Source organism: Pseudomonas sp. GW823-FHT02F05, from assembly GCF_058797315.1.
Genome location: NZ_JBXAJM010000004.1, coordinates 216852 through 239568 on the forward strand (window position 1 = coordinate 216852; position 22717 = coordinate 239568).

At 61.3% G+C, this 22717-nt stretch carries 22 protein-coding genes; 11 read left to right on the forward strand and 11 right to left on the reverse strand.

The features are described from left to right. Positions 1–89 precede the first annotated feature (89 nt). Positions 90–1271, reverse strand: coding sequence for an NO-inducible flavohemoprotein (hmpA, locus tag AC1RAC_RS07720; protein ID WP_492616469.1), 1182 nt, complete (start codon positions 1269–1271; stop codon positions 90–92). Positions 1272–1418: 147 nt separating this feature from the next. Here hmpA and norR point away from each other — a divergent pair, with 147 nt between their 5' ends. Beyond that, the gene (gene norR / locus AC1RAC_RS07725; RefSeq protein WP_054921562.1) at positions 1419–2966 is read left to right on the forward strand and encodes a nitric oxide reductase transcriptional regulator NorR; all 1548 of its coding nucleotides are present in this window, start codon (positions 1419–1421) and stop codon (positions 2964–2966) included. A 52-nt stretch (positions 2967–3018) separates the two neighbouring features. Here norR and AC1RAC_RS07730 read toward each other — a convergent pair whose 3' ends face one another. Then, the gene (locus tag AC1RAC_RS07730; protein WP_236453818.1) at positions 3019–3957 is read right to left on the reverse strand and encodes a DMT family transporter; all 939 of its coding nucleotides are present in this window, start codon (positions 3955–3957) and stop codon (positions 3019–3021) included. Positions 3958–4093: 136 nt separating this feature from the next. Between AC1RAC_RS07730 and AC1RAC_RS07735 the strand changes: the two genes are divergently transcribed. Further along, the gene (locus AC1RAC_RS07735; protein ID WP_054896966.1) at positions 4094–4969 is read left to right on the forward strand and encodes a helix-turn-helix domain-containing protein; all 876 of its coding nucleotides are present in this window, start codon (positions 4094–4096) and stop codon (positions 4967–4969) included. Here the strand turns inward: AC1RAC_RS07735 and AC1RAC_RS07740 are convergent. The 7 genes from AC1RAC_RS07740 to AC1RAC_RS07770 all read right to left on the reverse strand — a co-directional run bounded on the left by AC1RAC_RS07740 (position 4966) and on the right by AC1RAC_RS07770 (position 15160). After that, a complete protein-coding gene (locus AC1RAC_RS07740) occupies positions 4966–7461 on the reverse strand; it encodes a LuxR C-terminal-related transcriptional regulator (protein WP_236453821.1) in 2496 nt (831 codons plus the stop codon). The genes AC1RAC_RS07735 and AC1RAC_RS07740 overlap by 4 nt on opposite strands. Positions 7462–8158: 697 nt before the next feature. Beyond that, positions 8159–9517 carry a DUF1329 domain-containing protein gene (locus AC1RAC_RS07745; RefSeq protein ID WP_492616470.1) on the reverse strand — a complete coding sequence of 453 codons (1359 nt, stop codon included), beginning with the start codon at positions 9515–9517 and terminating at the stop codon, positions 8159–8161. Between the two features lie 27 nt (positions 9518–9544). Beyond that, entirely contained in the window at positions 9545–11335 is a 1791-nt protein-coding gene (locus tag AC1RAC_RS07750) for a DUF1302 domain-containing protein (protein ID WP_014719872.1), read from the reverse strand. Positions 11336–11814: 479 nt separating this feature from the next. Beyond that, the gene (locus tag AC1RAC_RS07755) at positions 11815–12726 is read right to left on the reverse strand and encodes an SDR family oxidoreductase (protein ID WP_034128734.1); all 912 of its coding nucleotides are present in this window, start codon (positions 12724–12726) and stop codon (positions 11815–11817) included. Positions 12727–12844: 118 nt separating this feature from the next. After that, the gene (locus tag AC1RAC_RS07760) at positions 12845–13747 is read right to left on the reverse strand and encodes an alpha/beta fold hydrolase (RefSeq protein WP_054921550.1); all 903 of its coding nucleotides are present in this window, start codon (positions 13745–13747) and stop codon (positions 12845–12847) included. Continuing rightward, the gene (locus AC1RAC_RS07765; RefSeq protein ID WP_054896970.1) at positions 13747–14529 is read right to left on the reverse strand and encodes a class II aldolase/adducin family protein; all 783 of its coding nucleotides are present in this window, start codon (positions 14527–14529) and stop codon (positions 13747–13749) included. Before AC1RAC_RS07765 ends, AC1RAC_RS07760 begins: the two co-directional genes overlap by 1 nt. Positions 14530–14704: 175 nt before the next feature. After that, positions 14705–15160, reverse strand: a complete 456-nt coding sequence (locus tag AC1RAC_RS07770; protein ID WP_014719876.1) for a flavodoxin — start codon at positions 15158–15160, stop codon at positions 14705–14707. A 129-nt stretch (positions 15161–15289) separates the two neighbouring features. On the opposite strand from AC1RAC_RS07770, the gene AC1RAC_RS07775 reads away from it, so the two are divergent. Continuing rightward, positions 15290–15757: a PAS domain-containing protein gene (locus AC1RAC_RS07775; protein ID WP_054896971.1), complete on the forward strand. Its 468-nt coding sequence runs from the start codon at positions 15290–15292 to the stop codon at positions 15755–15757. Positions 15758–15815: 58 nt separating this feature from the next. Beyond that, entirely contained in the window at positions 15816–16421 is a 606-nt protein-coding gene (locus AC1RAC_RS07780; protein WP_198791551.1) for a hypothetical protein, read from the forward strand. Here the strand turns inward: AC1RAC_RS07780 and AC1RAC_RS07785 are convergent. Beyond that, entirely contained in the window at positions 16375–17373 is a 999-nt protein-coding gene (locus tag AC1RAC_RS07785; protein WP_127881027.1) for a MerR family transcriptional regulator, read from the reverse strand. The genes AC1RAC_RS07780 and AC1RAC_RS07785 overlap by 47 nt on opposite strands. A gap of 213 nt (positions 17374–17586) precedes the next feature. Between AC1RAC_RS07785 and AC1RAC_RS07790 the strand changes: the two genes are divergently transcribed. From AC1RAC_RS07790 to AC1RAC_RS07815, 6 genes are read left to right on the forward strand one after another with little or no spacing between them, the layout of a single operon-like run. After that, a complete protein-coding gene (locus tag AC1RAC_RS07790; protein WP_034128740.1) occupies positions 17587–18144 on the forward strand; it encodes a putative antibiotic biosynthesis monooxygenase in 558 nt (185 codons plus the stop codon). 57 nt (positions 18145–18201) lie between these two features. Further along, positions 18202–18912, forward strand: coding sequence for a dihydromonapterin reductase (gene folM, locus AC1RAC_RS07795; protein ID WP_492616471.1), 711 nt, complete (start codon positions 18202–18204; stop codon positions 18910–18912). Between the two features lie 20 nt (positions 18913–18932). Further along, positions 18933–19493, forward strand: a complete 561-nt coding sequence (folE, locus tag AC1RAC_RS07800) for a GTP cyclohydrolase I FolE (RefSeq protein ID WP_003194072.1) — start codon at positions 18933–18935, stop codon at positions 19491–19493. A 2-nt stretch (positions 19494–19495) separates the two neighbouring features. After that, the gene (gene folX, locus AC1RAC_RS07805) at positions 19496–19867 is read left to right on the forward strand and encodes a dihydroneopterin triphosphate 2'-epimerase (protein WP_492616472.1); all 372 of its coding nucleotides are present in this window, start codon (positions 19496–19498) and stop codon (positions 19865–19867) included. 15 nt (positions 19868–19882) lie between these two features. Then, on the forward strand, positions 19883–20179 hold the full coding sequence (locus AC1RAC_RS07810) for a DUF1244 domain-containing protein (protein WP_032879544.1): 297 nt from the start codon (positions 19883–19885) through the stop codon (positions 20177–20179). Further along, the gene (locus tag AC1RAC_RS07815; protein ID WP_054896975.1) at positions 20172–20510 is read left to right on the forward strand and encodes a HopJ type III effector protein; all 339 of its coding nucleotides are present in this window, start codon (positions 20172–20174) and stop codon (positions 20508–20510) included. The genes AC1RAC_RS07810 and AC1RAC_RS07815 overlap by 8 nt, the downstream gene beginning before the upstream one ends. Positions 20511–20677: 167 nt before the next feature. Here the strand turns inward: AC1RAC_RS07815 and trxB are convergent, their stop codons facing one another. Next, positions 20678–21640, reverse strand: a complete 963-nt coding sequence (gene trxB, locus AC1RAC_RS07820; RefSeq protein WP_010206474.1) for a thioredoxin-disulfide reductase — start codon at positions 21638–21640, stop codon at positions 20678–20680. Positions 21641–21934: 294 nt separating this feature from the next. Between trxB and cysZ the strand changes: the two genes are divergently transcribed. After that, a complete protein-coding gene (cysZ, locus tag AC1RAC_RS07825; RefSeq protein WP_236453827.1) occupies positions 21935–22699 on the forward strand; it encodes a sulfate transporter CysZ in 765 nt (254 codons plus the stop codon). The last annotated feature ends 18 nt before the right edge of the window (positions 22700–22717 follow it).

Below are 22717 nucleotides of genomic sequence, written 5' to 3' on the forward strand. Positions count from 1 at the left end.
GGGCAAGCCCGGCTCCCACATTGGAATGCGATCCTCTGTGGGAGCCGGGCTTGCCCGCGATAATGCCGATAGGGTCAATTGGCCAAATTCTATTCCAGCGCCGCCGCCGGGCCAAAGAACTCATAGCGCGCCTGCTTCTCCGGCACACCCAGCGCCTTGAGATGCCGCTTGATCGCCGCCATGAAGCCCTTGGGGCCCAAGAAGTAGGCATCAATATCACGCTCCTCAGGCAACCAGGCCGCCAGTTGCTCCTGGTTAAGCATCCCGACCTTGTCTGCCGCCGGGCTGATGCCGTCATCCTCGGCGTAGCAGTAGAAACGCTTGAGCTGCGGATGCTTGGCCGCCAGGGTGTCCACCCAGTCACGGAACGCATGCACCCCGCCGTTACGGGCACAATGGATGAAATGCACCGGGCGCTCGGTTGCCAGGGCGGCTTCGAGCATCGGCAGCGTGGGCGTAATGCCTACCCCGCCGCTGATCAGCACCAGCGGTTTATCACTGGCGGCCAGGGCGAACTCGCCCGACGGCGGGAACAGGTCAATGGTCGCGCCGACATTCATCTGGTCGTGCAGGTAATTGGAGACCCGCCCGCCCGCTTCGCGCTTGACGCTGATGCGGTACAGCCCGGTGTCGGTGAGGGCCGACAGGGAATAGTTGCGACGCACTTCCTCGCCATCGAGCACCAGTTTCAGGCCGATGTACTGGCCGGGCGCTGCGGCCAGGATCGGGCCGTTGTCCACCGGCGCGAAGTAGAAGGAGATGATCTCGTCGCTCTCCTCCACGCGCTTGACCAACAGGAACGCCCGCGCCCCCCGCCAGCCGCCGGGCGCCTGGGCTTTTTCGTCGTAGATGGCCGCTTCGGCGCCGATCAGAATGTCCGCCAACTGGCCATAGGCCGCACCCCAGGCGCTCATGACCTCGGGGGTGGCAATCTCGCTGCCCAGCACTTCGGAAATAGCCCGCAGCAGGCAGGCGCCAACAATGGGGTAATGCTCCGGCAGAATCTGCAACGCCACGTGTTTGTTGATGATCTTGGCCACCAGGTCGCCCAGTTGGTCCAACTGGTCGATATGCCGCGCGTACATCAGCACGCCATTGGCCAGGGCGCGAGGCTGGTCACCACTGGCCTGGTGGGCCTGGTTGAACAGTGGGCGGACTTCGGGATACTCGGACAGCATCATGCGATAGAAATGCGTAATCAGCGCTTCGCCGCCGCTTTCCAGCAGGGGCACGGTAGATTTGATGATTGCACGGTCTTGGGCACTAAGCATGGGAGACTCCTGGCTCTTCTTACTGATTGCCTTATAACAGTCAGTAATCATGCCAACTTATAAATCCTTTATTTTCAACAAGTTAAATATTTTGTAGTCAGTATGACCTCCTACACTTTATAGTCATAAGGACTACAAGGAGTCATTATGACTGCACAACCCCTGCTCACCACCTTGCTGCCGCTGGTCGCTGACCTGTCCCGGGACTTGCCCGAAGGCGAGCGCTACCGGCGCCTGCTGCAAGCCATGCGTGCACTGCTGCCCTGCGACGCCGCCGCGTTGTTACGCCTGGACGGCGAGTGGTTGGTGCCGCTGGCCGTGGACGGCTTGAGCGCCGATACCTTGGGGCGACGCTTCAAGGTCAGCGAACATCCGCGCTTCGAGATCCTGCTGAGCAGCCCCGGCCCTACCCGCTTCGACAGTGACAGCCAATTGCCCGACCCCTATGACGGCTTGGTCGCCGGTTTGCACGGCCAGTTGGAAGTCCACGACTGCATGGGCTGCCCGCTGTTTATCGACGACCAGCCCTGGGGGCTGCTGACCCTGGACGCCCTCGATACCGAGCGCTTTGAACGGGTCGAGCTGGACGCCCTGCAAGCCTTCGCCAGCCTCGCCGCGGCCACCGTCAACGTGGCTGAACGCATCGAGCGCCTGGCGCTGCGGGCCGAAGACGAGCACCAGCGCGCCGAGATCTATCGCCAGGCCAGTGGCCAGCAGCCCAAGGAAATGATCGGCCAGAGCAAAGCGCACAAGCGCCTGGTCGAGGAAATCAACCTGGTCGGCGGCAGTGACTTGACCGTGCTGATTACCGGCGAAACCGGGGTCGGCAAGGAATTGGTGGCCCAGGCGATCCACGCCGCCTCCTCCCGCGCCGACAAACCGCTGATCAGCCTCAACTGCGCCGCCCTGCCCGAGACCTTGGTAGAGAGCGAACTGTTCGGGCATGTGCGCGGCGCCTTTACTGGCGCGTCGAACGAGCGCCGGGGCAAGTTCGAACTGGCCAATGGCGGTACCTTGTTCCTGGATGAAGTGGGTGAGTTGTCGTTGACCGTGCAGGCCAAGTTGCTGCGCGTTCTGCAAAGCGGCCAGTTGCAGCGCCTGGGGTCGGACAAGGAGCACCAGGTGGATGTGCGCCTGGTTGCTGCCACCAACCGCGACCTTGCCGAAGAGGTGCGCAATGGCCGCTACCGTGCCGACTTCTACCACCGTTTGAGCGTCTACCCACTGCAAGTGCCAGCGCTGCGCGAGCGCGGGCGTGATGTGCTGCTATTGGCGGGGTTCTTCCTCGAACAGAACCGCTCACGCATGGGCCTGGGCAGCCTGCGCCTGACCGGAGATGCCCAGGCGGCCCTAACGGCCTACAACTGGCCCGGCAATGTGCGCGAGCTGGAGCACTTGATCGGACGCAGCGCGTTGAAAGCCCTGGGCAACTGCCGCGAGCGCCCCAAGATTCTCAGCCTGAGCGCCCTGGACCTGGACTTGCCCGACGTGACTGCGGCTGCGGCCGAAGAGGCACCGGCCCCTGCCCTCCCGGTGGTCAGCGGCGACCTGCGCCAGGCCACCGAGCATTACCAGCGCCAACTCATCAGCGCCTGCCTGGAACGCCATCAGCACAATTGGGCCAGCGCCGCCCGCGAACTGGGCCTGGACCGCGCCAACCTGGGGCGCATGGCCAAGCGGCTAGGCCTCAAGTGATCGGTGATCGTTCCCACGCTCCGCGTGGGAATGCCTCACCCGACGCTCCGCATCATGGCCTCGAGAGCGGACGCGGAGCGTCCCGAGCGGTATTCCCACGCAGAGCGTGGGAACAATCGCGCGCACGGGCCTTACGAAACACCAGCACATTCCCCAGCATCACCAGCACCAGCCCCATCAACGCCGGCGCCGTCCACTGGTAACCCTCGGCCACGGCCGACACATTCAGCGCCACCACCGGAAACAGCACCGTGCAATACGCCGCTTTCTCCGGCCCCATGCGGCCCACCAGGGTGAGGTAAGCGGTAAAACCAATCACCGAGCCTGGGATCACCAGGTACCACAGCGCGCCGATATACCGCGCGCTCCAGTCCATCTCGAAGGGAATACCACGCACTGCGCAATAGGTCGCCAGCATCGCTGCCCCATAGGCCATGCCCCAGGCATTGGTGGTCAGCGGCTTGAGCCCGGCCTTCTGCTGCAGGCTCGATAGCAGGTTGCCCGCCGAGAAGCACAGGGTGCCCAGCAGGGCCAAGCCCAGGCCCAACAAGGTTTGCGGGCTGGCGGTATGCCCAACCAGCTCCGGCCAGAACAAAAAGCCCAGCCCCAGCAACCCAAGCGCCCCGCCCATCAGCACGTTACGCGCCACCCGCTGGCCGAAAAACACCCGGGCATTGAGCGCGTTCCACAAGGTCGCCGTGGAGAACACCACCGCCACCAGGCCACTGGGGATCCATTGGCTGGCGGTGAGAAAGCACATGAAGTTGACGCAGAACAGGCACAGCCCCTGCGCCAGGCAGATCATGTGCCCGCGCCGGTTCATCACCTGCAACTTGCGGCTGAGCAGCAACAGCACGAACAGCACCAGAGCGGCCAGGCCGAAGCGATAGACAATCGACACAGGAATCGCGACCACGCCCAACTGCCATTTGAGGGCGATCCAAGTGGTGCCCCAGATGAGCACCGTGAGTAGATACAGGAAAAGATTCATAGCCGGCTCCGTCGATTGAGCCACAGTGTGGCCTTCAACCCCGTGCAGGCTCTTGCACATTCTTGCGCTTTTGTCGGGCGATGGGCTCACAGCGCCAGCCGTGGAGCGTAGGATGCGGGGTGTCGGAGACCACACCATGCCAGAGCTGCAATCGCTGCACGTCTTCCAAGCCCTCAACCGCTCGCCCCACGCACGCCTGCAAGCCTGCGCCGAGCTCGGTGACGGGTTGGCTGCGGCCGTGTGGAGCAACCACCATGACGCCCAGGATTACCAAGCCCCCAGCCATCACACCTTGTCCTGCTACATCGGGGGTGGCACGGGCACCTTTCGGCGTGATCAGCCGGGCCTCAAGGGCGGCCCCGACAAACTGTGCATCCTGCCGGCCGAGCATCAGTCGGCCTGGGTGATCAATGGCGATATTCGCCTGGCCCACCTGTATTTCAGCCCGGAACAATTTGCCCTCGGCTGCGTCACCCTGCTGGACCGGGAGCCACGGGAGTTGCACTTGCGCGAGGGCACCTTCCTTGAAGACCCATTCCAGGCCCAGCGTTTTCGCCAGTTGGTCAGCCTCAACTGGCACGAGCCCGGCGAGCGCCTGCTGACCAGCAGCCTGGCCCACGAACTGCTCAGCCATACCTTGCTCAACCAGGTCGGCGCCCGCGAAGGCTTGCGCTTGAAAGGCGGGTTGGCCGCGCACCAACGGCGGCGGTTGGTGGAGTACATCGATCAACATATGGAAGACGCCATCAGCCTCGGCCAGTTGGCCGCCATGTGCGCGCTGTCCGAATACCATTTCGCCCGAATGTTCCGCCAAAGCTTCGGCGTGCCGCCCCATCAATACCTGCTGGCACGGCGTCTGGCGCGAGCGAAAAACCTGCTGCGCAGCAGCGTTTTGCCGATCAGTGAGCTGGCCTTGCTGTGCGGTTTTTCCAGCGCCAGTCATTTCAACCAGCGCTTTCGCCACGCCATGGGCGCCACGCCGGGCCAATACCGCCAGGCATTCTGCGCCTAGACCATCAAGCCCAACGTCTTCGCCTTGGCCACCGCCTGGGTGCGTCGCTCTACCCCGAGTTTGCTGTGGATACGCCGCGCATGCGTCTTGACGGTATGTAGGGAGATATACAGGCGATCAGCGATTTCCAGGTTGGAGTTGCCCAGGGCGATCAGTTGCAGCACCTCCAACTCACGCTGGCTCAGCGGGTTCTGCGCCGCCCCGGCAGGCGCGGCCTGGGGCTCCAGGCCCAGCTCACTCAAAAGTCCCGGGGCGCGTAAACGCAACTCGCGGACCGCCTGCTGCACCTGGCAACGCTCTGCCAGCGCCAAGCCAGCTTGCAGCGACCGACGCGCCAACGCCGGGTCGCCAAGCTGCCAGGTCACTTCACCCAGCACCAGGTGCAATTCGGTTTCCAGGCAAAGCATGCCGCGTTGCCGTGAGGTGTCGAGCAAGGCATTGAGCCGTGCGATAGGTTGCTCGGCACAGCCCAGCTTGACCTCGGCCAGTACCAGCAAATATTCCAGGCGCGGGATCAGCTCCAAGGTGGCCGGCGGTGCCTGCTTGGCGCAAGGCCCGCGAAAGTGGCGCAACACCCGGCGCACGGCTTGCACCGTCAATTCGGCGCGGCCTTGCTGCAACCAGAAGTGCCCACTGACCAACAGCAGTACCGCACGGTACACCGTGTCGGGCACATGGCGCTGCTGCATCAGGCGTTCGGCGTCGCGTAATTGAATGAAGGCCTGCGCGTAGTCGCCACGATTGGCCGCCAATAGCGACAGGCCCAGAAAGCCGTACAGAACGCGCTTGTCCTGGCTCTGCAGGCACATGCTCAAGCCGGCCTCGAAACATTCGGCGGCCAGGCCGTCCTGGCCCTGACGCAAGGCCAGATGCCCGCGGCGCAGAACAATACGCCCCACCAACGGCCCGGCGTTGAGCCGTTGCCCGGCCAACATCGCTTGCACCGTTTCCAACAGGCTTTGCGCCCGGTACGGCGCGCCACGCTGCTCCAGCAATTGGGCGTGGTCCAACTCCAGCAGGGCCTCCAATACCAGCGAACCGTGGACCCGGGCCAGGCACAGCGCTTCACGGTTCAAGCGTTGGGCGGCCTCCAACTCACCGCGCAGCAAGGCTTGCTGGGTCAGGCCCGAGAGGCACATCAGGCGCGATGTCCAGGCGCTGTCGGGCAACGCTTGCAGGGCTTCGAGAAAGTGCTCGCGGGAGCGTTCGGCGTCGCCGCTCAAATGCAGCAACCAGCCCCACTGCGCCTGCCAGCGCGCCAGCAGATAGCGCTGCGCGGCGGGCGTCGGTTGCGGGGCGAACCGGGCCAGTTGGTCGATGCACAAGGCCGCCTGTTCGAAGCGCCCGGCAAACAACAACGCGGCCGTGAGCAGCCCCACCAGTTGCGCCGACCCCAACATCAATTCATCGCCCTGCTGTTCATGCAGGCGCAACAGCAACACGGCGTTCTGCTGGCGAAACAAATCCTCGAAACTGAAGTGCTGCAACAGGCTCACCGCCACTTCATATTCCTGCGCCAGCAACGCCTGCTCGAACGCGGCCTGGCAGTCACCCTCGGCGCTGAACCATTGGCACGCGCGTCGGTGCCAGGAGCGTTTGGCCGGCCAGGGTTCGTCGCGCAGCAGTCGCGCCAACGGTGGGAAAATGTGGAGCCAGTCGCTGGTGTCTTCCCAGGGCTGGATAAACGCACCCAGTGCCTGCAATTCGCGCAAATGCTCAGCGCCGTCACCACCACCGAACAAGTACTCACACAGGTTCAGGTTGAAACGCGGCAGATGGGCCAGCACGCGCCAAGCCTCAGCCAATGGCGCCGACAAGGTGTTGAACAGCTCATGCTGCAGGTAATCGAGCAGGGTCTTGTCGGGGTGGCCGTCGCCCAACAAGGCGATACGCACACCGGCGCACCAACCGGCGCTGAACTGCATCACGCTGTCGACGCTATGCCCCGGGGCGAGCAGTTGCTCGACTTCCTCAGCGCTGAAAAACAACTCGCTGCACTCCAGCAACTCATCGTCGAGCAACAGGCGTGGCCAATTGCACAACGGGCGCCGTCGCGCGCCCAGCCACCAGGTCAACTGCGGGCTGCCAGCGGCGAGCAAACGGTCCAGCAGCGCATCCAGCTCAGGCGCAGGCGAGCGACAGAAATCATCCAGAAACAACCACGTGGTGTGTGGCCAACGGCCCAAGTCGAGCAATAACGTGGCTTCATCCACAAACGGCAAGCCAAGCTGCTGCGCCAGCCGTGCGCAGAATTCCAAGGGGCTGAGCGCGGCACCGTTGAGTGGCATCCACACCACCTGACAGCCCTTCGGCGCCTGCAGCGCACACTCGGCGAGCAACGCGCTCTTGCCACTGCCTCCCGGTGCGCACAGCAACCTTACCCGCGCCTGCGCCGTCAGCAGAGGCACAGTCAGCCGCGCACGCAACGCATGGTGGGCGGACAGCCGTGGCATAAATCCAGGACGGTCCAGGCAGCGGGTCATGGCGGTCATTGCTGCATCCTGCTGTTTTTATTGTTGCGTCACCCTAGACCTGTGGTTGGCGGTTGTTGAAGAAGTATTCAGCGGGTTGATTGAAGACCATAAAAACCAAGGTATACGCCCTTCAGTGTGGGAGCTGGCTTGCCTGCGATGACCATAGGTATCTACATAACTCTGTAAGCTCAACGGTAACCACGATGCGAAGCGAGCCGCTCTTGATCTGCTTTTGATCTTAGGCGCCCCGTTAAACCACGCTGGCCGGAATTCGACAGTGATTTGGGGGGGTAAACCGGCAGGGATGCCGGTTTAGCCGCCCCGCGCCATGGATGGCGCGTGGCGGCGGCCCCCCAAATCACTGGCGGATTACGGGCACACCGAGCCTAAGCGAGGTGCCGAGTGGTGGGGCAAGAGCGTTTTGCTTACTTTTGCGCTTTTCAAAAGTGAGCCGCTGTAAAAGCGGAACCCTAAGTGGCCGTTACCGCAGGAATGGATATGTACTCGGTATAGCTGTGTCGGCTGGAAGGCCGTCATCGCAGGCAAGCCAGCTCCCACATTTGGATCCTGGGGTGTCAGGTAGAGATGCGTCTGCTGTCAGGCCGTCACGGGAGCAAGCTCGCTCGCCACAGGTCCAGCGTCGCCCCAAAGTTGTGTAGATACCTATGGCCATCGCAGGCAAGCCACACATTTTCAACCTCACTTAGGTGTGGAATCAGCGAACGCCCTCCGATCTCAGTGCAGCCGGGGTGTAGTCCGCCGCCTTGGCCGCGAAGCCGAACACGAAGCTGCTCTTCTCCTCGTTCTTCATGCCCAGCGCGATGTAGCGCCCTGCAATCAGGTCGTACAGGGTTTCCACGGTGTAGGCCGGCACCTGGTGGTCGTAATAGAACTGCGCATGGCCTTCGGCAACGCGCCACAGTTGGCCGCGGCCGTCGTAGTGGTCCACCAGGGCGACTTGCCAGCTGTCTTCGTCGATGAACATATGGCGTTTGGCATAGATGTGCCGCTCGCTGGGCTTGACGGTGCCGACCACTTCCCACACGCGGTGCAACTCGTAACGGGTCAGGTCCTGGTTGATATGGCCGGCCTTGATGATGTCGTCGTACTTGAGGCTCGGCGAATCGAGCTTGTAGCTGTTGTAAGGGATGTACATCTCCTTCTTGCCCACCAGTTTCCAGTCATAACGGTCGGGTGCGCCGGAGAACATGTCGAAGTTGTCGGTAGTGCGCAGGCCGTCGGAGGCGGTACCCGGGCCGTCGTAAGACACCTGCGGTGCACGCCGCACACGGCGCTGGCCGGCGTTGTAGATCCAGGCCAGGCGCGGTTCCTTCACCTGGTCGAGGGTTTCATGCACCAGCAGCACGTTGCCCGCCAGCCGCGCCGGCGCGGTGACCGACTGCTTGAAATAGCTGAGCACGTTGGCGGCCTTGGCCGGGTCGATATCCGGGATGGCTTGCGGCACCGCTACTTCTTCTTCGAAACGGATCGGCGTGTAGCTGCCATTGGTCTGGGGCGTGGCCTGGGTGATGATGCGCCGCAGGTTGCCGCCGTGGTAACGGGTGATGTGATTCCACAGCACCTCGACGCCATTCTTGGGGATAGGGAACGCGTAGTAACGGTTGCCGGTGAAATTCTCCAGGCCGTTGCCATCGTTGATCGCCTTCACATTCAGGGCGCTTCGCTTGATCGACTCGTAAATGTCCGCCGGCAAGTTGACCGTGCGGTGGCTGGGGTACACCGGGATCTTGTAGGTCTCGGGGTAGCGCTTGAACATCGCCACCTGGCCGTCGGAGAGTTTGTCCTTGTACTTGTCCACCGTGGCGGCGGTGATCACGAACAGCGGTTTTTCGTTAGCGAAGGGGTCGGAGAGGAAGCCCTTGCTGTCCACCGTGCCGGCGTTTTTGGGGATGCCACCGGTCCAGGCGGGGATCGAGCCATCGGCATTGCCGGCTTTTTCGGCGCCGACCGGGGTCAGGGAAGTGCCGAGCTTGGCTGCTTCTTCGGGCGATACCGCCGCCATTACGTTGGCGGCCAATACGCTCAGGGCCAACATTGCAATCATCTTACGCATAGGGTCTTGTCCTTCTTTTAAGCCAGATCAGAAGTTCACGCCAAAGCTGAGGGCGAGGAAGTCGCGGTCGGTCAGGGTGTTGTAGTCACCGCCAAAAAAATCGGTGTAGCTCAGGCTTGCGGTGTAGGTGCTGCGATAGTCCGCATCCACGCCGACGCTGATGGCCTTGGCGCCTTTGTTGAACAGGCCGTTGGGGCCGTAGCCCGCGACGTCATGGGACCAGGACAGGTTGGGCTTGAGGTTCACACCGGCAATCGCGTTGTTGTAGTCAAGGATCGCCCGCGCCCGGTAGCCCCAGGAGGTGGAGGTGACGAAACCGTCGGTGTCACCTTGAAAACCGTAGGCGCCGTACACCGAGTCTCGGCCATAGCGCAGTTTGGTTTTGTCTTCCAGGCCCGCGACGTGCACCACCGCCGCTTCGCCCACCAGGGTCAGGCGCTCGGCGCCCAGTACCTGGTCGAAGAACTGGGTCATGGTGCTCTGGATCTGGGTGATTTCCTTGCGGCGATAGCCTTTGTTGTCATCGCCGAAATTGCTGCGGATGGGTGAGGCGAGTTGGCCCGCAATGGGGTTGACCAGGGCCAGGGTCAGGTCGGTGGTGTTGAGCTGCACCGGCGCATTGGGCCGATAGCTGATTTCGCCGGTCCACGCCGTGCCCGTGGGCAAGGTGGTGGAGAAACTGGCGCCGAACAGGCGGATGTCTTCCGGGTAATCCAGGTAGTACTGGCCGCGGCCGAGCATGGTGCTTTGCGCCAAACCGCCCCCGGAACCGGGCGCCAGGGCGTTAGCGGTGTTGATGATGCGCCCGATGGTGGCCAGGTTAGTATTGGCGGTCAGGGTGCCGACGGTCGGTGTGCGACTGTGGTAGTTCATGAAGTACAGGCCGTATTCAGTGTCATCGCCCAGCCAGCGCAGGGCTGCGCCGAATTGGCCGGAGTCGCGCGCATCGCGGTCACCGGCACGCCGCACAATCACACCTTCATTGGTCACGCCAAACCCTTGGCCAAAGGCAGCCGCCACCGGTTGTAGCGGTCGGATCGCCGGGCTGCCCACGGTGTAGTTATTGGTGCAGCCATCCGCCGCCACGTCCCCGCCGAAGAAGGTGCCGCAGTTGTCGAGCACCGTCTGGTCCCATTCCAGTTGATAGAAACCTTCCACGGTCAGTTGATTGGTCAGGCTCTGGGAGGCAAACAGCATGTTCACCGGGATCAAGCCTTCCTTGATCTCGGCACCGGGCCTGCGGAACGCCGACACGTCGATCGGGTTGATGCTGTTGATGGAGTTACCGATGAAGGTACTTTCGCCCCAACTGACCACCTGCTTGCCGGCGCGCACGGTGCCGGGCAGGTCGCCCAGGGAGTAGTTGTGGTAGACGAAGGCATCGAGGATCTGCGCACCGCTGGACTTGGCGCCTTCCTTGCGGTTGTGGTCGCTGATGGGCTTGAACTCGCGGTCTTCGTCCTTGAGCTCGAAGTCGTACCAATACTTGCCACGCACGAATACCCCGGTGTCGCCGTACTTCAACTCAAGGTCGTGCAGCCCCTTGAAGATCTTGGAGAAGGTCTCGCCCTTCTTGAAGTTGAGGCGCCCGTCATCTCCGGTGGACGCCTGGCCCGTCCCGCCATTGACCGTGCCGACCAGGCTTTTGTCGGCATCGCGCATGCCCCAGCTGGCGCCGACCGACAGCGAGGAGTCGAACTGCCCTTCGATCTCGCCGATGTTGAACGAAACAGCCTGCGCCTGGGCACAGCAGCCCAGCGCAACCGCAGTGGCCAGCGCCTGTGGCGTGAAGATGGCGCGCATTATTGTTTTTGTCATGCGTCTTCCCCGGTGAGTGACAGAAGGCTCCACCCTACTGCCGCCCTTGAGGGGCGATAAGCGCACCAAGGAGGTATTCGTGTTGTCGCTCGAAAGGATGACGGGGTTCTCTGGCCGGCGCTGGACCGGGCCATGCATGCGATGGATGAAGGCTTATCAGAGGCATCGATGGTGCCGGGCAATTATTGTCGATTTGGTAACAGTCCTTGTCCCGAACTGCTATTACTCATTCTGTTACAACCGATTATTCTTGCCTGGCTTTCAGGGCAAACGGCCCGCTCCCGCATTGGGGAGAAAAGCTGATTTATAACGGATTGATCCTGTAATCAGTCTGTTCCCGGTGTTCACTGACGTTGATTTGTCGCTCCTTGATCCAACGTCTTACTTCGGCCGCTGCCTATGCAGCGGCCTTTTTTATGCCTGCAATAAAACGGGGCGTCATCGACGCCCCGTGGGATTCATTGATTTACCGGCAATGATCAGAGGCTGAACTTCTGCAAGTTGGCCATCATTTCCTTCAGCGCCTCAATATTGTCCTTGGGGTGCGCAGCCCCTTCGAAATCGCAGATCTGCTGCCAGTGCGCGGCCACATCCTCCGGCGAAAAACCGGCCTCGGGATCAAAACCCACACCCAGGCTGCGCTCCCAACGGGTCTTGCCGATCCAGCCGCCACCCACTTCAAACAAGCCTGCGGTTTCCTCACAGGCGTCACTGCCCAGGTACACCACCAGTGGGCTGACCAGTTCCGGCTTGAGGCGCTCGAACACCTGCGGCGGGATCAGCCCTTCGGTCATGCGTGTGCCACCGGTGGGGGCAATCGCGTTGACCAGGATGTTGTTCTTGCGCCCTTCCAGCGCCAGGGTACGCGTCAAGCCATACAGGCCCAACTTGGCCATGCCGTAGTTGGACTGGCCGAAGTTGCCGTAGATACCGGACGTCGACGCCGTGAAGATCACCCGGCCATAACCCTGCTCGCGCAAATGCGGCCAGGCGGCGCGGGTGACTTTGTAGGCGCCTTCGACGTGCACCCGGTAAACCAGGTCCCAGTCGCTGTCATCCATTTTATGGAAGGTCTTGTCGCGCAGGATGCCGGCGTTGTTGACCACCACGTCGACCCGGCCGAAGACATCCAGTGCGTTCTGTACGATCTTGTCGCCGTCGGTGACGGAGTCATGGTTGGCTTCCGCAATGCCGCCCGCCGCGCGGATCTGCGCCACCACCCGGTCGGCCGCCGAGGCGTTGGCGCCCTCGCCTTGGGTTGACCCCCCCAGGTCGTTGACCAGCACTTTGGCCCCGTGCCTGGCGAACAGCAGCGCATGGGCCTGGCCCAAGCCACCACCGGCGCCGGTGACGATCACCACCTTATCCTGGAACTGCACTGACTCACTCATACCGAACTCCGCTGGCGACAATGGGAATAGGCAGAGTGTCACGCAAGCAGCCTTTGGTCACAATAAAGACGGCCAGGGCTGAATGGTGCTTGATAAGGCAGCGGGATGATGCGCAGGCTCAGGAATAGGCCGCGCGCGGTGAAGGCTGGCTGATGCGCTCACGAAACGCCTGGTAATGCTTGAGCACCTGGACCGGCGCCTCGATCTGCGGGTAATGGCCGATATTGGCCAGTCTTATCGTGTCGGGCTGGGGCACCAGTTGGCGATAGCGCTCGACCATATGAGCCCCGGAAATCGGGTCCACCTCGCCGTCGATCACCCGTAAAGGTACTTCGCCTCGCTGCATGGCCGTGAGCCAGCGCTCGCGCAGACGACGGCGCTGGGGGATGTAGGCGATCAGTTTGTGCAGGATACGCGGGCCGTCGTTGCAACTGATCAAACTCCAGAAATCATCCAGCACGCTTTCACTGGGCCGCGTCTGGGGGCCGAAGATCTGGTTGAAACTGCTGGCCAAGGCATTGCGCCCAAAGGCCCGACCGATCATCCAGCCCAACGGGCTGAGCAGCAGCTTTTGCACCAGCGCCGGCCGATGGGTTTCCGGAAACAGCCCGCCGTTGAGAAATACACAACTCGCCATCTGGAACCGGCCCTCGTAATGCCGAGCCAATAATTCCTGGGCGACACTGTCGCCGTAGTCATGAGCCAACACATGCACCGGCTGCTCTACGCGCAGGTGCTCAAGCAACGCCTGTTGCAGATCGGCCTGTTCCAACAGGCAATAGTCGTGGTCCAAAGGTTTGGCCGAGTCGCCAAAGCCGAGCATGTCGCAGGCAATCACCAGGTTGCGCTGGGCCAGGGGTTGCCACAGGTAGTGCCAGTCCCAACTGGCCGTGGGGAAACCATGAATCAGCAGCAACGGCTCGCCCTGCCCGGCCACCCAATACCGCACGGTGTGGCCACGAAAGACGAAGTCCTGGCCGCGCTTGCGCCAGGCTCTGAGCGGTATCTCGGCGAGTGGCATCAGCTTTTATACCCGGGGTCCTGATTATCCAATTTGCGCAGCAGTGCCGGCCAGGCCAGAGCACCGCCCATACCTTGGGCGCTTTTTGTGACAGCTGCCACCATCGCCTTGGCACCGGCGAGAATCTGCGGCTCGATGGCGATCAACTCAGTGCCGCCGCTTTGGGCCAGTACCTGAATCTCGCAGGCGCGCTGGAAGGTAAACATCATCAGGAAGGTGTCGGCGATGGTGCCGGCGCAGGTCAGCAGGCCGTGGTTGTGCAGCATCAGGAAATTGTTCGGACCCAGATCCGCTTGCAACCGGGCCTTTTCCTCATGATTGAGCGCCACACCTTCATAGGCGTGATAGCCCAGGCTGGAGAGCACAAACAGCGATTGCTGGCTGATGGGCAATACACCCTGCTTTTGCGCACACACCGCCACGCCGGCAGCGGTGTGGGTGTGCAGCACGCAGGTCACGTCGTGGCGCACTTCGTGGATGGCGCTGTGGATGGTGTAGCCCGCAGGGTTGATCTCGTAGGGGCTGTCCATTTGCTTATTGCCGGCCTGGTCAACCTTGACCAGGCTCGACGCGGTGATCTCATGGAACATCAGCCCATAGGGGTTGATCAGGAAATCTTCAGTGCCCGGCACCTTGGCCGAAATATGCGTGAAGATCAGGTCATCCCAGCCGTGCATGGCCACCAGGCGATAGCAGGCCGCGAGGTCCACGCGGGTTTGCCATTCGGCGGCGCTGACCTGGGCTTTGACGTTTTGTGGCGATGGTGCAGGGGCTAGGCTCATGGCAATGACCTCCTTGGCGCACTTCTTATGGTGTCTAAAGTGAGAGCCAGTCTAGTCAGACGCCGAGGTGCGAGGAGTTTCCTTGGCAGCCAGCTTGATGACTGAGCGAGTCAGTCAAGAGAATAGTACAAATACGTGTCAAACAAGCGCCGTCAATAACGGCGCTCCCTGGGGTTCAACCGCGCAGCGCGGTGATCAAATCGGCCAGCCAAGGCTCGGCGTCAGCTTCCGGAGTGACGCTTTCGCTGGCGTCCAGGCGCAGCATCGGCTGCACTTCGCGGATGCCCAGTTCGGCGAACAATTCGCGCATTTGTTCACCGCCGCCACAGAAAGTATCGCCATAGCTGGCGTCGCCCAGGCCGATGACCGCTCCCGGCAGGCCGCGCCAGGCGGCGGGCAGTTGGTCGCGGATGGTTGAGTACAGAGGCTGCAGATTGTCGGGCAGCTCGCCCATGCCGGTGGTCGAGGTCACTGCCAGGAATGCATCGGGAGCAAAGGCCTGCACGTCTGCCAGCGTGGCACGTGCGTTATGCCAGGCGTTGAAACCTGCGTCCTTGAGGATTTCTTCCGCGTGGCGAGCGACTTCTTCAGCCGTACCGTAGACCGAGCCGGAGAGGATGGCGACTTTCATCAATCTGATCCTGTAGTTGAGTGAAAGCGTGGGATATTAGCAGCCCGTGCCAATATTTCAGTGCGCACCGTGCAACATTCCAGACTTGCCATAAACTGGCAAGGTCAAAACCAGGCCATGGACCGCTCTATGATTAACGCCAAACTGCTGCAAATGGTCGTCAATGCGTCCAACGACGGAATCGTTGTTGCCGAGCGCGAAGGCCGGGAAAAACCACTGATCTACGTCAACCCGGCCTTCGAAAGGATGACTGGCTACACGCTGGACGAAATCCTCTATCAGGACTGCCGCTTCCTGCAGGCGGGCGACCGCGACCAACCGGCCTTGATCGCCATTCGTGATGCGCTCGACAGCGGCGGCACCTGCCGAGAGATCCTGCGTAACTACCGCAAGGACGGCACGCCTTTCTGGAACGAGCTATCGCTTTCGACCGTGTACAACGAGGTCGACAAGCAAACCTACTTCGTCGGTGTGCAGAAAGACGTCACCACTCAAGTCAAGGCACAACAGCGTGTCGCCCAACTGGAAGCCCAGTTGGCCGAGCTCAAGAGCGAGCTCGCCGCACTCAAGGCGACGAGTGGATTTAACAAACTGTAAAAAATGCGGTCTTTAGAGCGATAATGGCTTTTTAATGCCTCAGCCTTGAGCCAGATCAATGCAACGCGACACGCTATTGACGCAGGACGAGCTGGATTTTATCCAGGACATGACGCACAACCCGCAGCTCAACCTGCGGGATGCATGGTCGAGCCTGACGGTTAATGGCGGGGCACAGATTCGCGATCTGCTCACGCGGCTAGCGGCTCACGACCAGGTCACCATCCAGGCGCAGTTCGACAACCAGCAACTCACCTTCCCGTTGCACCTGGTGGAAGATGAGTTTCATGCCGTGCATTTGCGCCTGGGCGTACCGAGCATTTTTGAAGATGGGCCGATGATCCGCCCGTGGCGCCTGGCACTTGAAACGCCGGTGGCGCTGGAAAACATCAAGGGCTACTCCAGCGCGCTGTGGGTGCACGAAGTGTCATTCAAAGGGGTGCTGGTAGAAGTGCGTGGCCGGGTCAAACCGCCCAAGACGTTTTCCCTGTGGTTCAGCCCTTCCGGCTACGAACGCATCGCCCTGCGCGGTACGCTGGAGCGGGTAACCGCCCGCGGCCTGTTCGCCTACCGCCTGAGCCAAAGCAATGCTGATGAGATCGAACGGTTACGCCAGTTCATCCTGCACCAGCATCGCCTGGTGCATCCTCACGTTCATGCCTGAGACGCCAGGTGCCGCTGAGCAGTTGCTGTAAGCGGCGCGGCATCCAGCGTCCGTCATTGCCCAGGCAACCAATCGACGAACCTGCCAGGCTGTGTCCCGCCAGGTCCGACGCCTCTCCAGCCAGCAACAACGGGCAATCGAGGGTGAAGGCCAGGCGATTGAGCCGTGACGCCAACTCTGCGCCAGGGGCATGGTTGGAAAACAGCACCAGGGCTTGCGGTCGAGTGCGCTCGCAGATCAGCGTCAACTCATCCAGTGGCTGGCCAACGCCCAGGACCTTGACCGCCAGTTTCTCGCTCGACATCAACAAGCCCGCCACCAGCAACTCCAGCTCACGGCACTCTCCGGCAATGGCTGAGAGCAACACCCTGGGCACTGGCGAGGCACAGGCCATTTGCAGGCACCGTGCGACGCGCGAGCGCAGGAAATTGTCGAAGAACAGCCACTCGCTGGCTTGGCCAAAGCGGCCTTGGTGACGTAACAACTGCTGCCACAGCGGGACCAAAATGTCCTGGAACACCACGGTCGTCGAATAGACGCTGAAGATCTGGCCGTACAACCGGTCGAGCTCACGATCATCAAAGGCACTGATGGCCTGCCGCAGTTGCGCCTGCCATTGGCGCCACTCCAGCTCGGTATCGCTGCGTGACGCTGTAGCCGGCTCGTTGGGCTGTGGGTCGCGCGCCAAAAGCTTGCCGACTTTGCTCACCGCTACGCCACGCTCGATCCAGTCGAGGATGCGGTGCACGGTTTCGATATCGGTGCTTGAGTAAAGCCTGTGCCCACTTTCGGTGCGTACAGGCTGGATCAAACCGTAGCGACGCTCCCAGGCACGTAGCGTTACCGGGTTCACGCCTGTGAGTCTTGCCACTTCACGAATCGGAAACAGGCCCTCGCAGTCAGTGTGGCTGTCGGGTGTCGTTTCGCGAAGAGGCGCAGTGATTTCAGGCATCAGCAGTCAAAAAACTTGTATGAATTTGGATCCTATTTAACGCCGATTGAACTGCATGATTCAAGATCTACGGCGATCCATCCGAAGTTTCTGGCGTATTTGGGCAAAACCGGAATAATCCTTGCCTGTTCTTTTGCGTCGCTGCACCACCCCGCAGCTTCGTTCGTGCGCCGCCTACCCGGCTCGGCGCACTTGCTGATTTGGAGATATACGATGTCTACCTCACCCGTCACCTTGATGGTTGCGCGCCGCGTGGCCAAAGGTCGCTACGAAGAACTGATGGCCTGGCTGCGCGAAGGCGAGCAATTGGCGACTGACTTCCCCGGTTACCTGGGCTCCGGCGTGCTGGCGCCACCACCCCATGATGATGAATTCCAGATCATCTTCCGCTTCGCCGATGAAAAGACCTTGCACGCATGGGAGTTCTCCGCTTCGCGCAGCGCGTGGCTGAGCCGTGGCAGCGAGCTATTTGCCAACCCGTCGGAACACCGTGTCAGCGGTATCGATGGCTGGTTCGGCGCAGCGGGTGCCCGCCCGCCACGCTGGAAACAGGCGGTGGCCATCTGGTTGGCTTTTTTCCCGGTATCGTTGCTGTTCAACTTCGGCCTGGGGCCGCTGCTCAGCGAGTTGGACCTGTTCAGCCGCGTACTGGTCAGCACCGCAGCCCTGACCCCGCTGATGGTTTACCTTTTTATACCGCTGTCGACCCATCTGCTGGCGAACTGGCTGCACCCTTCGCCCCCTCGCAAAGTCACTGAAGCCGCCGCTTGAGTACAGGGAGGCCGGGGCGCTGGTATAGTTTGAGCCTGCCAGCGACTTGAGCCTCCCATGAATGCAAACAACGCTCCGATCCTGATCACCGGTGCCGGCCAGCGTGTCGGCCTGCATTGTGCCCAGCGCCTGTTGGATGAAGGCCAATCGGTGATTTTCAGCTACCGCAGTGAACGTCCCGGCGTGCAGGCACTGCGTGAGCGGGGCGCCATCGGCGTGTTTGCCGACTTCTCCAGCGAAGCCGGCGTACTGGCTTTCATCGCCGCAGTGAAAACCCATACTCAAAGCCTGCGAGCGATCATCCACAACGCTTCAGCCTGGGTCGCCGAAACCCTGGGCGACGAAAGCCGTGCCTTTATCGACATGTTCAGCGTGCACATGCTTGCGCCGTATCTGATCAACCTGCATTGTTCACCTTTGCTGCAACGCTCGACACCCGCCGATATCGTGCATATCAGCGATGACGTGGTGCGCAAGGGCAGCCAGCAGCACATCGCCTATTGCGCCACCAAGGCCGGGCTCGACAGCCTCACGTTATCGTTTGCCGCACAGTTCGCGCCGCTGATCAAGGTCAACGGTATCGCACCGGCGATGGTGATGTTCAACGAAGGCGATGACGCGGCCTATCGCGCCAAGGTCCTGGCCAAGTCGGCCCGGGGCATCGAACCCGGGCCCGAGGTGATCTACCAGAGCGTGCGTTACCTGCTGGACAATCCCTATGTCACCGGTACCACCCTGACCGTCAACGGTGGGCGGCATATCAAGTAAGCCGTTTACGAGGATGTTGTATGACCTTATCCCTGCCCCACCACTACCGCGAGATCCTCAAGGGCCTGGGCGAAGACCCGCAGCGCGAGGGCCTGCTCGATACGCCCAAGCGTGCCGCCAAGGCCATGCAGTACCTGTGTCATGGCTATGAGCAGAATCTGGAGGAAATTGTCAACGGCGCGCTGTTCGCGTCCGACAATGACGAGATGGTGATCCTCAAGGACATCGAGTTGTACTCGTTGTGCGAGCATCACCTGCTGCCCTTCATCGGCAAGGCCCATGTGGCCTATATTCCGACCGGCAAGGTGCTGGGCCTGTCAAAACTGGCGCGCATTGTCGACATGTTCGCCCGGCGCCTGCAGATCCAGGAGAACCTCACGCGGCAAATCGCCGACGCCATCCAGGACGTGACCCAGGCCGCCGGCGTGGCGGTGGTGATCGAAGCCAAGCACATGTGCATGATGATGCGCGGCGTGGAGAAACAGAATTCAACCATGAACACCTCGGTGATGCTCGGCGCCTTTCGCGAGTCGAACACCACCCGCATGGAGTTCCTGCAACTGATTGGACGGAGCAAGTAGCAATGCCACAACTTCAACCAGGCATGGCGCGTATCCGGGTCAAGGACCTGTGCCTGCGCACCTTTATCGGCATCAACGAGGACGAAATCCTCAACAAGCAGGATGTGCTGATCAACCTGACCATCCTGTATGCCGCCCAGGAAGCCGTGAGTGACAACGACATCGACCACGCCCTGAACTACCGCACCATCACCAAGGCCATCATCGCTCACGTCGAAGGCAATCGCTTTGCCCTGCTGGAGCGCCTGACCCAGGAATTGCTGGACCTGGTGATGAGCAACGAATCGGTGCTGTACGCCGAAGTCGAAGTGGACAAGCCCCACGCGCTGCGCTTTGCCGAGTCGGTTTCGATCACTCTGGCCGCCAGCCGCTGATACTAAGTGAGCCCTATGAACGACCAACAACGCCTCGAACTCGAAGCCGCCGCCTTTCGCCGATTGGTGGCCCACCTGGACAGCCGCAAGGATGTGCAGAATATCGACCTGATGAACCTCGCCGGCTTCTGCCGCAACTGCCTGTCCAAGTGGTACAAGGCCGAGGCCGACGAACGCCAGATCGAGGTCAGCCTCGATGACGCCCGTGAAGTGGTGTACGGCATGCCGTACGCCGAGTGGAAAGCCCAATACCAGCAAGAAGCCAACGCAGACCAACAGGCCGCGTTCGCCAAAGGAAAGCCTCATGACTGATTTGAACACCCTGCGCGCCAGCCTCAACAGCGGCGAACACGCCTTTGCCGATACCTTGGCGTTCGTCGCGGCGGGTTACGACTACCAGCCGCAAGCCTTCATCAACGGCGGTGTGGAAAATGCCGCTGGGCAGAATGAAGGGTCGTGCAAGACCCTGGGTTTGGCGCTGCTGGAAGGGTTGAGTGATAAGGAAGCACTGCTGGCGTTTGGTGAGCATTACCGGTCGGTGGTGGCGACGCCTGAGGGCAGTGACCATGGCAATATCCGAGCGTTGATTGCCCATGGACTGGCCGCAGTGAAGTTTGCTGAACAGCCTCTGACTCGCCGCTGATTTAATAACCAACCCCGCTCAATGTGGGAGCCGGGCTTGCCCGCGATGGCGGTGGTGACTATCACACCGCTATCGCAGGCAAGCCAGCTCCCACATTTGTTTAGCGGTGTAGGTTAGATCGCAGGCATAAAAAAACCGGCTTTCGCCGGTTTTTTGAGTCAACGGGTTTAGAACGAAGCGTCCTTCAAACCGTCGAGGTAACGCTCGGCATCCAGGGCCGCCATGCAACCGGCGCCGGCCGAGGTGATGGCCTGGCGGTAAACGTGGTCTGCCACGTCGCCGGCAGCGAAGATACCTTCGATGTTGGTCGCAGTTGCATTGCCTTCACGGCCGCCCTGCACCACCAGGTACCCGTCCTTGGCTTCCAGTACGCCTTCGAACAGTGAGGTGTTCGGAGTGTGGCCGATAGCGATGAACACGCCGTCGACTTTCAGCTCGTCGAAACTGCCGTCGTTGTTTTTCAGACGGGCACCGGTCACACCCATGTTGTCGCCCAGGACTTCATCCAGGGTGGCGTTGAGCTTGAGGATGATCTTGCCTTCAGCGACACGGGCGTGCAGCTTGTCGATCAGGATCTTCTCGGCGCGGAAGGTCTCGCGGCGGTGAACCAGGGTCACGGTGCTGGCGATGTTGGCCAGGTACAGCGCCTCTTCCACGGCAGTGTTGCCACCGCCGACCACGGCAACCGGCTTGTTGCGGTAGAAGAAACCATCGCAAGTGGCGCAGGCGGAAACACCCTTGCCCATGAACGCTTCTTCCGACGGCAGGCCCAGGTAACGCGCACTGGCACCAGTGGCAATGATCAGTGCATCGCAGGTGTACACACCGCTGTCACCGGTCAGGCTGTAAGGCTTTTTCGAGAAGTCGACCTGGTTGATATGGTCGAAGACGATCTCGGTTTCAAAGCGCTCGGCGTGCTCTTTCATGCGTTCCATGAGCACCGGGCCAGTCAAGCCATGGACATCGCCCGGCCAGTTGTCGACTTCAGTAGTGGTGGTCAACTGACCGCCCGCCTGCATGCCGGTGATCAGCAACGGCTTGAGATTGGCCCGGGCAGCGTAGACAGCGGCGCTGTAACCGGCAGGGCCGGAACCGAGAATAATCACTCGGGAATGACGGGTATCAGACATGACTCACTCCTACCGACCGCCCGGACCACAGGGCGGCGGGAATAAAAAAGGACCGCGAAGCACTTGGGGAAGGCTTTGACTCGCCAGGTCCTGAAAAATAATGGGTGCAGCGTATCGAGGGGGGCAAGATTAAGGAAATACGCAATAACAATCCAGCTCATAGGTGTTCTCTATGCGTGCAATCAAGCTAATCGACACCTTTGTAACCCTGGATGTCGCCTACCTGCCCGCGCTTTCACATCAGGTGCAAAGCCGGTAAGGTCGGCGCGTTCGCCATTTTGCTCGGAGTACCCCATGCCCGCCCCTGCTCTTTCCGGCCCGCAATACCTGCGTGAAGGCCTCAAACTGGTGTTGAGCCCAGGCCTGCGCCTGTTTGTGCTGTTGCCGTTGGCGATCAACCTGGTGCTGTTCGTCGGATTGATCTATTTCGCCGGCCATCAGTTCAGCCTGTGGGTCGACAGCTTGATGCCGACGCTGCCCCACTGGCTAGGCTTTTTGAATTACCTGTTGTGGCCGCTGTTTGTCGTGCTGGTGGTGCTGATGGTGTTTTTCACCTTCACCATGCTCGCCAATATTATCGCCGCGCCGTTCAACGGGTTTCTCGCCGAGAAGGTCGAGGTCGTGGTACGTGGCACCGACGACTTCCCGCCGTTCAGTTGGGGTGAGCTGGCTGCCATGGTCCCGCGCACCCTGGCGCGGGAGATGCGCAAGCTGGGTTACTTCCTGCCGCGCGCCATCGGCCTGTTCATCCTGTCGTTCATCCCGGTGGTCAACCTGATCGCAGCGCCGTTGTGGCTGCTGTTTGGCGTGTGGATGATGGCGATCCAGTACATCGACTACCCGGCCGACAACCACAAGCTGGGCTGGAACGAAATGCTCGCGTGGCTGCGCCAGAAACGCTGGCAGAGCATGAGTTTTGGCGGCATTGTCTACCTGGTACTGCTGGTGCCGGTGGTCAACCTGTTGATGATGCCAGCGGCGGTGGCCGGGGCGACGTTGTTCTGGGTGCGGGAGCAAGGCGCCGAGGCGATGACGCAGCCGGCGGTGGCCAAGTCATAAATCCATCATCGCCCTGAC